10 protein-coding genes are annotated in these 11,042 nt (G+C 47.4%); 7 read left to right on the top strand and 3 right to left on the bottom strand.

Annotation, left to right across the window (positions count from 1 at the left end; translation table 11 throughout):
* Positions 1 to 184: 184 nt before the first annotated feature.
* The 3 genes from Q0257_RS11610 to putP form a co-directional block, all read right to left on the bottom strand.
* Positions 185 to 631 (bottom strand): YccF domain-containing protein, encoded by a 447-nt coding sequence (locus Q0257_RS11610; protein ID WP_298024973.1) that lies wholly within the window; start codon positions 629 to 631, stop codon positions 185 to 187.
* A 1,079-nt stretch (positions 632 to 1,710) separates the two neighbouring features.
* A complete protein-coding gene (locus Q0257_RS11605; RefSeq protein WP_298024971.1) occupies positions 1,711 to 3,024 on the bottom strand; it encodes a DUF2130 domain-containing protein in 1,314 nt (437 codons plus the stop codon).
* A complete protein-coding gene (putP, locus tag Q0257_RS11600) occupies positions 3,017 to 4,525 on the bottom strand; it encodes a sodium/proline symporter PutP (protein ID WP_298024969.1) in 1,509 nt (502 codons plus the stop codon). The genes Q0257_RS11605 and putP overlap by 8 nt, the downstream gene beginning before the upstream one ends.
* Positions 4,526 to 4,694: 169 nt before the next feature.
* Here putP and Q0257_RS11595 point away from each other — a divergent pair, with 169 nt between their 5' ends.
* The 7 genes from Q0257_RS11595 to Q0257_RS11565 are packed head-to-tail and all read left to right on the top strand — an operon-like array spanning position 4,695 to position 10,635.
* Positions 4,695 to 5,357, top strand: coding sequence for an amino acid ABC transporter permease (locus Q0257_RS11595; RefSeq protein ID WP_297995910.1), 663 nt, complete (start codon positions 4,695 to 4,697; stop codon positions 5,355 to 5,357).
* Positions 5,350 to 6,078, top strand: coding sequence for an amino acid ABC transporter ATP-binding protein (locus tag Q0257_RS11590; protein WP_297916355.1), 729 nt, complete (start codon positions 5,350 to 5,352; stop codon positions 6,076 to 6,078). Before Q0257_RS11595 ends, Q0257_RS11590 begins: the two co-directional genes overlap by 8 nt.
* A gap of 11 nt (positions 6,079 to 6,089) precedes the next feature.
* Complete coding sequence (locus tag Q0257_RS11585) at positions 6,090 to 6,830, top strand: basic amino acid ABC transporter substrate-binding protein (RefSeq protein ID WP_298024967.1); 741 nt, start codon at positions 6,090 to 6,092, stop codon at positions 6,828 to 6,830.
* A 59-nt stretch (positions 6,831 to 6,889) separates the two neighbouring features.
* The gene (locus Q0257_RS11580) at positions 6,890 to 7,426 is read left to right on the top strand and encodes a hypothetical protein (protein ID WP_298024965.1); all 537 of its coding nucleotides are present in this window, start codon (positions 6,890 to 6,892) and stop codon (positions 7,424 to 7,426) included.
* Complete coding sequence (gene thiE, locus Q0257_RS11575) at positions 7,419 to 8,033, top strand: thiamine phosphate synthase (RefSeq protein ID WP_298024963.1); 615 nt, start codon at positions 7,419 to 7,421, stop codon at positions 8,031 to 8,033. Before Q0257_RS11580 ends, thiE begins: the two co-directional genes overlap by 8 nt.
* Complete coding sequence (locus tag Q0257_RS11570; RefSeq protein WP_298024961.1) at positions 8,020 to 8,796, top strand: undecaprenyl-diphosphate phosphatase; 777 nt, start codon at positions 8,020 to 8,022, stop codon at positions 8,794 to 8,796. Before thiE ends, Q0257_RS11570 begins: the two co-directional genes overlap by 14 nt.
* A gap of 15 nt (positions 8,797 to 8,811) precedes the next feature.
* Positions 8,812 to 10,635 (top strand): phosphoethanolamine transferase, encoded by a 1,824-nt coding sequence (locus tag Q0257_RS11565; protein WP_298024959.1) that lies wholly within the window; start codon positions 8,812 to 8,814, stop codon positions 10,633 to 10,635.
* Positions 10,636 to 11,042: the final 407 nt, after the last annotated feature.

The following is an 11,042-nucleotide window of genomic DNA, read 5'->3' as shown; positions in this document are numbered from 1 at the left end:
TAGGACCATCCGGTTATGAGCCGGATGCTCTAACCAACTGAGCTATGAGCCCGCCGCGTGGTAAAATAAAACGTGATTTTACAAAAATAATCTTAAAACGGCGTTAAAATTCTAACCGTGTAATTTTATGGCGCCTAGATCCGCCCAAATCGCGACTAAGCTTCGGTGCCTTGCTATAAAACGCTTACCCATATAAATTTTTCCATGGTAATTCTACGTCCGGTTCCTTATTGCGACGGATGCAGATCTTATCCACGGGATTAAAGATTGTATGTAAAGATTTAGCAAGCACGATAGCGCACGGAATTCCTATGATAGTGATAAACTGACCTATAACCGTAAAAATTCCGCCGATAAAAAGCCAAATACCAAAAACTATGATGTAAATGACCTTTACGATATTCGCGTAAGTCTGGTATGTCATATGCACCGCGTCGGTTATCGATCCTTTCTTTTTACGCACCATATAGTAACTGAAGGGCAAAAACAGGAATTTGCCGTATTCCATAAGACCTAGCCCCACGGGAGCGGTCACGACTAAAATGGTAAGTATAAAACCCGACAAATAGGTCAAGATAGCCAAGATCCAACCAGCCATAAAAAACCAAATAATGTTACCTAAGATACGCATATTTTACCTCTTTATAAATTATGCAAATCAAGCGAGCCGTCTACCTCAGACAGCTCGCACAGCCTCTCTCGCCCGTTTTGTAGAGTATTTTCGTAACTCGCGCGGAAGGATGCGCCGAAATACTATGGCGCAGCAAAGCGCTAAGAGATGCTAAGGTGCACACTACGCGCGGCGCAACTGCACCTGCGGCTACGGCGTACAAAACGAGCCTTATGCATGCAAACCACCGTATGCAAAACAACTGTGGAATGATAGGAGGGGGGGGGTTAACGATTGGTAACAAGCGCTTTTGCGCGATAAAATTTTAGTATGCAAATGACTGCGGCAAGGGTGTTTAAAAAATTTAAATTTATTTTAAAAAATATTAAAAATTCTAAAATTTCGACGCAGAAATTTAAAAAATTTCATAAATTTTTATGAAATTTACGAATTGAAATTTTAAAATTTTCATAGCGCGGTAAAGCGAAATTTTAAAATTCTGCCACGAATTTTAGCGCGAGCTTTAGCAAAAACTTTCTCCACTAATTTTAATGTAAATTTGAGGCGCAGATTTACTGCGAATTTAATGTAAATCTAGCATAATGCTTTGCTCAGGATTTTTGTGTAAAGTCTTTGCGACAAATTTTAGCAAGAAACCTTGCGAGAGCTTTGATGCGAACCTTTTCGAAAACGCTCGTCATAAATTTTTAAACGAATTTTATGGCTTCGGGCATATCTAGTCAATAAATTTTACGCAAATAGCATCCTTATCGCGGCAGTAACTAAGTTTTATCGAAATAAAAATTTAGCAAACGATTTTTACGCCACCGCAAGCGTATTTGCTGAGATGAAATTTCAAAACAAAATTCCGTCGCCACGTAAGCAGTGCCACTATTGGGGTAAAATTTATAGACAAAATTTCTAGCGCCAAAACTGTTACTTGATATTTCACAAAATTTTAGTGCCACTCTATCATAGATAGCTACCGCATTATTTTGCAAAATTTTAATCTCACGCCGTCTCGAAGCCCGGCGTTATGCTACTATGCAAATTCTAGCTTCGCGCCGCGCAGAGCCGAGCCTATCTGAGCCGATGCTAGCCTAATCCTCCGCTTCGCCCTCTGCCGCAATCGCTTCGAGGCTTAAAATTTCATCGACGTCCTCCAGCTGCGCTACGCCGCTTCCTGCGATGCTTCTGATGCTTGCGTGCATCGCGATCGCGCCGTCTCGCGCACGCGCGATCTGCTTTTCACGCTGTTTCCAGATGCGCTCCATCGCGTTGCGCTCCTTATTTAGGCTTTCTTGCATACCGACGAATGCCGATACGATCGTCTTTATCTGGTTTGCAAACTCGGGCGAGGTCAGATAGTCGTAGAGCATCGCCGTTTTGCTATCTTGATTTTGCCCCGATCTTTTGGCAAACGCAAGCGCCACGACGTGTTCGCGCAAAACGGCGCAAAGCCCCTTAAATTCCTCAAACGAACAGATCCAGATGCTAGCATCGCTCGGTGCTTGGTGCAGCCTAGGGCTGTGAGGCGGCATCTGCTCGGTGACGATAACGCCGATTTGTGCGCCCTCGCCTATCATATCGTCTTTGAGTTTGTCGATCCATTTAGGCTCGAAGCTTTTCGTGCGCTTGCTCTCGTATAAAATTTTACCGCAGCCCGCAAACTCCCTCGTATGCACCATCTGCACGCAGTCTGCGCCACGCGCGCCCTTTTTGACCTCATCTATCTCGTCCAAAGGAAAGTTTAGCCGCAGATACTCCTGCAGCGCGAGCTCCTGCACCTCGCCCTGAAGCTGCTGTGAGCCCACCTCAGAGCGGCGCTTGAGCTCGTTTATTTGGCCGATTAGGCTTTGGATCTGCTCATCTTTTTGGCGGAATTTCAGCTCGTTTTCCTGCGAAATTTGCTTCGAAAGCCGCTCGCGCTCTTGGTTTACGCGGTTGGTTAGCTCGATCTCGGATTTGGCTTTATTCTCGGCTTCAAGCTCGCTAAATTTACGCTTTTGCGCCTCCATTTCCGCCTTTATTAAATTTAGCTCGGAAATTCTTTGCGATTTTTCTTGCAGCTCCTTTTGTAAAATTTCAAATTTCGCCGCGTTTTCGCTCTCGATCTGAGATTTCGCAAGAGCTAAAATTTTCTCCCGCTCGCTGTTTAGCGCGGAATCAGTCGCCGCTTTTACGCGCTGCTCGAAGGCGTTTTCCTTCGCTTGCAGCTGCGCCAGATGCTTCGCGTACTCCTCGCGCTTAGCGGCGATCTCGGCTTCAAATTTAAGCGCGGCTTCGTTTTGCTGCTGCTGCCATTTTCGCTTCTGCTGCAAAATTTCATTTTCAAATTTAGCTTTGATATCGCGCTGCAGTGCCTCGTCTATATCAATCTGCGAGCCGCAGTGCGGGCACTTTACGTTAGCCATTTTTACTTCCCAAACTCTGCTCTTTCATCTTTTCGAATTCCTGCGAAATTTGCGCGGCATTAGGCTCATCCGCCATCTTATCGAGCACGGAGTTGTAGCGATTTACGAGCAGTATCGCAAGCGCCGAAAAGCAAAAGCCCGGCAGCAGCTCGTAAACGACCGCCGAAAGCCCCGATAAAATCCAGCAAATGACCGTGATACCGCCTACGAGCATGCCTACTAAAGCCGAGAGCGCGCTCATCTTTTTAGAATACAGGCTGAAAAGCAGCACCGCACCAAAGCTCGCGCCAAATCCCGCCCAAGCGTTTCCGACGACGTTTAGCACCGTATCGTTTGAGCCGAACGCCAAGATCGCGGCGAGCGCGGCGATGATCACGACGGCGATACGGCTGCTTAGCGTCTGCGTGCGCTCGCTCACCTCTTTTTTATAAAACGCGAAGATAAAATCCTTCGTAACCGCGCTCGCGCTTACCAAAAGCTGGCTTGAGATGGTGCTCATAATCGCCGCCAGCACCGCAGAGATTATGACGCCTAGGATAAATGGATGAAAGAAAATTTTACCGAGCTCTAGGAAAATTTTTTCCGGATCGTCTATGCTAAGGCCTTTTTGCGAAAAATACACAAAGCCGATCAGACCGCTAAGCATCGCGCCTACTAGACCTAGCACCATCCATGAAATTCCGATGCGGCGCGCGCTATCAAGCTCGCGCGAGCTTCTAATCGCCATAAAGCGCACGATGATGTGCGGCTGCCCGAAGTATCCTAGCCCCCAAGCAAGCAGGCCCAAAACGCCCAAGAAGCTTTGATTGTAAAACAGATCGAGGTGGCTCGCGCCGTATAGCCGCACCTGCGCAAAAAAGGAGCTGTCCGCAGGGATCTGCAGCGCGCGATAAGAAAACAGAGGGATCAAAATAAGCACCGCAAACATCAATGCGCCCTGAAATGCGTCGGTGATCGCGACGGCCTTAAATCCGCCGAAAAAGGTATAAAACACGACGATTAAGATCGTAGCGACCGCGCCGTAGGTGAAATTTAGCCCGAAAAAGCTCTCAAAGGTCTTGCCTCCTGCGATGATGCCGCTGCTAACATAGAGCGTAAAAAATATTATGATCAAAAGCCCCGAGATGATGCGAAGCGTCTTGGTGCGGTCTTTAAAGCGGTTTTCTAAAAAATCTGGGATCGTGACGCTGTCGCTTGCTACCTCGGTGTAAATTCTAAGCCTTTTGGCAAGGAATTTATAGTTGCACCACGCGCCCACGCAAAGTCCTAGAGCTATCCAGATATTGCAAATCCCCGTCGCAAACATCGCGCCCGGCACTCCCAAAAGCATCCAGCCGCTCATATCGCTAGCGCCCGCGCTAAGTGCCGTTACGAATGGGCCCAGGCGGCGGTTATCGAGCAGATACTCGCTTAAGCTCGCATTCTTGTCATAATAATACCTACCTATAAAAATAAGCGCGCCGAAATATATCGCGATTGCGCAATAGGTCCAAAAACTCATCCTGTCATCCTTTTAAAAAGGCTAATTTTACCCTACTTCAAATAAAATTTCGCTTTTGAAATTTAGCCAGATTTTAACGAAATTTTAGTATTCTTGCCATTTAAATTTTAAGAAAAAGGCGCCTTGGTTGAACGAGAAAATTTTAAAGGTCGTATTTGTTTTGACTGTAATCGCCGTGGGGCTTTATTTCACCTATCCCGAACTGAGCGAAGCGCAAAAAATTTCATACGCCAAAAGCTACGGCATCACTCTTATTTTGACCTCCGGCGGCATTGTGATCGGTATCGCATTAGGATTTATGCTGGCATTTTTAAAATTTCTAAACAATAAATTTTTAAGCTTCATTATCGACGAATACGTGGATATCATCCGCGGAACTCCAATCGTTATCCAGCTGATGGTGTTTGTGTTTATTATCTTTGCTACGTGGAGCAATAATATTGCAGCTGCGATCTTTGCGCTGGGGCTTAATAGCTCCGCCTACGTCGCGGAGATCGTGCGCGGCGGCATAAACAGCGTCGATCGCGGCCAGATGGAAGCGGCGCGCGCGATGGGTCTAGGCTACGGCACAGCGATGAAAGAGATCGTCTTTCCGCAGGCGATAAAAAACATCCTGCCTGCGCTTGCGAATGAGTTTATTAGCCTATTTAAAGAGACCTCGGTCGTGGGCCTCGTAGCAATTACTGATCTTACGTTTTTTTCAAAAAGCATGCAGGCTGCGCTTTATACCGTCCAGCCGATACTTTTTGCCGCAGTACTTTACTATGCAAGCGTGAAATTTTTCTCGTTTTTAGTAAAAATGCTAGAAAGTAGGTTAAACCGCAATGATTGAAATATCAAATTTAACCAAATCCTACGGCAATTTATCGGTGCTAAAAGGAATTTCAAAGACCATAAATAAAGGCGATATCGTAGCTATCATCGGTCCAAGCGGCGGTGGTAAATCAACCTTTTTGCGCTGCTTAAATCTGCTTGAAATTCCAAGCGGCGGCACTATTAAAATAGACGGCGAGGATATTACCGATAAGCATACTGATATTAATAAAATTCGCCGCAAAGTTAGTATGGTGTTTCAGCATTTCAACCTCTTTGCAAATAAAAACGTACTAGAAAATTTAACTCTAGCGCCCATAAAAGCGGGGATCTATACCAAAGAACAAGCCTACGCAAAAGCAGAGGAGCTGCTGCAAAAGGTCGGTCTTAGTGATAAGGCCTATACTTATCCGCACAAGCTTAGCGGTGGGCAAAAGCAACGCATCGCAATCGCTAGAAGTTTGGCAGTAAATCCGGATGTGATTTTATTCGACGAGCCTACCTCGGCGTTAGATCCCGAGATGATCGGCGAGGTGTTAGGTATAATGAAAGAGGTCGCCAAAGAGGGCATTACGATGCTTGTGGTAACGCACGAGATGGGCTTTGCACGCAATGTCGCGAATAGGATCTTTTTTATGGAGGGCGGCAAGATCGCTGTGGACGATACGCCTAAAAACGTATTTGAAAATCCGCAAAATCCGAGATTGAAAGAATTTTTAAATAAAATTTTAAACCACTAAAGGAGAGGGAAATGAAAAAATTTATGAGATTTCTAGTTGCGGGCGCTTTGCTTTGCGGCTCGCTGGTCGCTAAGGACATCACCAAAGATACGCTCATCGTAGGCACGAACGCCGAGTATCCGCCGTTTGAGTTCGTGGATGAAAACTCCAAAGTCACCGGCTTTGATATGGATCTGGTAGCCGAGCTTGCCAAGCGCACGGGCGTAAAATATGAAATTTTAAATATGAGCTTTGACGGGCTGATCCCTGCGATTAAAAGCGGCAAAATCGATATGATCGCCTCGGGAATGAGCGCGACGCCGGCTCGTAAAAAGGCTATCGATTTCACGGCTCCTTACTACAAGGTCGAAAATTTATATGTCAAGCGTAAGGACGATAGCTCGTTAAATTCTAAGGCGGATCTGCAGGGTAAGCGCCTTGCTGCGCAGCTAGGCACCATTCAGGAGCTTGCGATCAGAGATATCAAAGGCGCCGAGGTTAGCGCTACGGAGAACGTTTTTGTAGCCGTCATGTCGCTTAAAAACAAAAAGATCGACGCGCTTTGCGTGGATTCGTCCGTGGGCTACGAGTATCTTAAGAAAAATGACGATCTTGTAGCGTTTTTTAAAGAATCCGATGGTAGCGAAGGCTTTTCGATCGCATTCGATAAGGGCAAGTATCCCGAGCTGCTCGCTAAATTTAACGCAGCGCTTGAGGAGATGAAAAAGGACGGAAGCTACGAAAAGCTTTTGGAAAAGTATAATTTAAAATAATCCGCAAAATTTAGGCGCAAATTCTGCAATAGGAATTTGCGCCGCCTAAGAGGAATCCTATGAAAAAGATATTTCCAGCACTTGCGATTTTGCTCTGCACGCAGAGCTTTGCGGAGCAAAAAGACAGATACGGCATCGCTGCGTTTGCAGGTCTTGGCAATGACGGCAGAAGCTTCGTTTTTACCTTCAGAAAGGCTCAAAAAGATCGCTTCTTCCCCTGCGACTTAAAAAATTTAAACATAATCGCCGCGGGCGCTTCAAGGTGCATAACGGACGCTAAGGAGCTTAAAAAATTCGACAAAGAATATAAAAAAGCTCTCGAGTCTGTGATAAAACCCGGCAAGCGCTACTACGTAAATTTAATCGATCGCGGCAATGACGCCTATGTCTGCGACGCAAGCGATCCTAAAAGCAATCTGCGATTGGACCTAGTGGCGGCGGGATTTGCCGTGCCGACAACCGACGATAGCGAACTTCTTTTAAAAGCCGCTGAGGAGGCCAAAGAGGCTAAGCGCGGAATGTATAGCGCAAAATTTTGGGATGTCACTAACTGCATCCTAAACGGCGTGCCGATGCCTAAAAAGATAGATGAGTGAAATTTACGCGCTTAGCGACGATGCCTTAACGCCGCCGCAAACTATTTTTTCGCAGATAGATGAAATTTTGCGCTGCGGCGTAAAGCTCGTGCAGTATCGCAGCAAGCTCGCCGCGCAGGATGAAGCTTTAATCCGCTCTCTCATCGGTCTTTGCGAGGATTACGGCGCCAAACTCATTATCAACGACGATGCAGCGCTTGCTAAAAAGCTTGGCGCGCATGGCGTGCATATCGGAAAGGACGACGGCGAGACGGCGCAGGTGCGTGAGTTTTTAGGCGCGGATAAGATCATCGGCGTTAGCTGCTATGCTGATCTTGCTCGCGCGCAAAAGGCCGAGGCGCAGGGCGCTAGCTATGTAGCCTTCGGCTCGCTAAGGCGCGGCAAGACAAAGCCTGATGCGCCGCTTTGCCCCGATGCGCTTGTGCAAGAGGCGCGAAAATCTTTAAACCTCCCAATCGCCGTAATCGGCGGCATAAGCTTAGAAAATCTGGATGAAATTTTAGCTCTCAAGCCTGATTATATCGCGATGGTAGAGGCGATCTACAAACCCGCTTCGATCACGCAAAATTTAGCAAATTTAAAGGAAAAAATGGATGAATATATTTGACGCCGTGATTTTAGGCATCGTCGAGGGGCTCACGGAGTTTCTGCCCGTAAGCTCGACCGGGCATATGATCTTAGCTGCGAAACTGATGGGTCTGCAGCAGACCGACACGCTTAAATGCTTCGAGGTCGTTATCCAGCTAGGCTCTATCCTAGCGGTCGTCGCGATGTTTTACAAGCGGCTTTTGGTCGATTTTAAGCTCTGGTGTAAGCTCGTCGTGGGCTTCATCCCCACCGCTGCGATCGGATTTTTGCTCTATAAAAGCATCAAATCTCTATTCGCGCCGCAGACCGTCGCCTACGCGCTGATCGGCTGGGGCATTATTTTTATCGCGGTCGAGCTCTTTCGCAAAGCGCACCCTAGGGAGAATGAACTAGAGCATCTGGATCAAATTTCATACGTTCAGGCCTTCATCATCGGGCTTTCGCAATGTTTTGCGATGGTGCCGGGCACTTCGCGCAGCGGCGCTACCATCATCGCAGGGCTTTTGTGCGGGCTAAGCAGAAACCTGGCCGCGCGCTTTAGCTTCCTACTCGCGATCCCTACGATGTTTGCGGCGACTTTCTACGACACCTATAAAAATTTAGACACCTTCGCGCAAAACTCCGACAATATCACGACCTTTCTCATAGGCGGCGCAGTAGCGTTCGTAGTGGCGCTTGCGGCGATCAAGCTATTTCTAAGCTTCGTCTCGAAGTTTGATTTCATCCCGTTTGGAATTTATAGAATTCTAATCGGCATCGCATTTTTCATATTTGTATTTTAATACGCAAGGAATTTCATGAGCCTAGCAAAAAATATCGGCGCATTTTTAAAAGACAGATTTAGCCTCCTATCGGTATTCGGCGGCGCGGTGCTAAACGCATACACGCTAGTTTTAGTATTAAATTTAGCGCTCGGGTTGCTTCTTATCGCGCGTGGCGGCGAGCTGCTCTCTGCGCAGGCGCTGTTTTTCGTGGCGTCTGCGATCTGCGGCGTGACAATACTTTTTTTCGCGCTTTACGCGCTTAGCTTTTACAGCGCCAGGCTATATAAAATTCTCGCCTTTGCACTTCTGGCGCTAAACGTAGCCTTCGCGATCGCTCAGATTTTTTTGATCTTTAGCCTGGAGCTTACCTACTCGCACGGCACGCTGGACGCGCTAGTGCAAACGACGCCCAAGGAGGCCTTCGAGTTCGCGCATGCGTTTTTAAATTTCAAGCTTATCGCGGCTTTTTTGGCGCTTTTAATTTTCGTCATCACCGCTCTTAGGCTTAGAGTGAGCCAGCGAGCGCGAATGAAGCTATGTCGCGCGATAAAGATAGTCTTTCTGCTTAGCTTGCTTGTTTTTATCGCGCATGCGGCGTTTAAAAGCTACGTAGCCAAAAGCTCGAAAATGCGCGCCAGCGTCATAATCGCGCTAAATAAAATTCCGATTTATAACTTTGCTTTCGTTACAAAGGATTATTTCGGCGCCGATTTTAAAAGTGTGCGCGAGCTGCAAGCGGGATACCAAAGCATTTACGCCTCACACTCGCATAAAACCACGCCAAACCGCATCTCAAACGTCGTTTTTATTATCGGAGAGAGCCTGCAGCGAAATTTTATGAGCCTATACGGCTACTATCTGCCCACCACGCCGAATCTGCAAGCGCTTGAGCAAAGCGGAAATTTAATCGCTTTTAGCGATGTCGTCTCGCCTGGAGCTAAGACCAACGACGTGTTAAAATACGTGCTAAATTTCGGAAATTACGAGAGCGAAAAGCAGCGCCCGTGGAGCGCCAACCTCGACATCGTAAATCTCGCGCGGCTGGCAAACTACGAGACCTTTTGGATCAGCAACCAGGAGCGCTACGGACAGTGGGCGGTCGCAAGCGGCGCGAGCGCGCAGATGACGGATCACTCGGACTTTACGAATCAAATCCCGGTTTACAAATACGCCTACTCGCTCGACGAAGTTATGCTTCCGAGTATAAAAAATTTCAAATCGGGCGCGAAAAGATCGCCTCTTGCGCACAAGGACGAAAGCTCCGCCGCAGAGGCGGGCGGCGCGCAGAAAAAGGATAAATTTTTCATCCTTCATCTGATGGGCTCGCACCCGAGCTACGAGTTTCGCTATCCGAAAAGCTTTGCTAAATTTAGCGCCGCGGACATCTCGCGCGAGCCGCTTGATGAGGGGCAGAAAAAAGAGCTCGCGCACTACCTAAACACCGTGGCTTACAACGATTTTATAGTAAGCGAAATTTATAAAATTTTTGCGAGCGACAACACGCTGATAGTCTATTTCAGCGACCACGCCCAGAGCCTTTATCAATACCGCGGCAAGCTGATCCACGGCGGCATCAACCGCTTCACGCTCGAAATCCCGCTGATTTTCATGGCGTCGGATAAGTTCAAAGAGCAAAACGCTGATCTTTGGGCGCGCATCGCGGCAGCCAAAGACAGGCCGTTTTTAAACGACGATCTCATCCACGCGATCGCAGAAATTTTAGAGATGACCGAGCTGCCCGAGTACGATCCCGCTCGCTCGGTGATAAACGCGGATTTCAACGCCTCGCGTCCGCGCATCATCGAGGAGGTCGATTACGATAAGGTTTACAAGCTGCAAAAGGAATTTGGCGAGTAAATTTAGTGAAATTTTGCGCCTTTTAGCGGCACAGAATTTCGCTTCTTAAAATTTGCGCTCTTATCGCAAGCGCTCGCGTCTTAATTTAGCTTTCGGACGGGCGCGGGCGCGCCAATTTTTGCCGCCACAGGCTCTGCGGTAAAATTTCTCGCCGCGGAAGTCTGCCGAGCAAAATTCAGCTTTGTAAAATTTCAAAATTTGCGGCTAAAATTTCACGGCGCAAAGCTCCTCAGCACAAAATTTACCGCCAGAATTCAGCTCGTAATTTAAAATTTCAAAATTCTAAGCCGCGAAATTTTATGCCGAAGAATTTCACGCCCCAATCGGCGCGGAGTATCTACTGCCGAGCCGCGCATAAAATTCTATGCTTTAAAATTCCAAGCCATAAAATTCAACGCTACGAAATT

The organism is uncultured Campylobacter sp., from assembly GCF_938018035.1.
In the GTDB taxonomy this organism is placed as follows: Bacteria; Campylobacterota; Campylobacteria; order Campylobacterales; family Campylobacteraceae; genus Campylobacter_B.
Note: the sequence above shows the minus strand (reverse complement) of the source record. Positions and strands in the feature narration are given on the sequence as shown.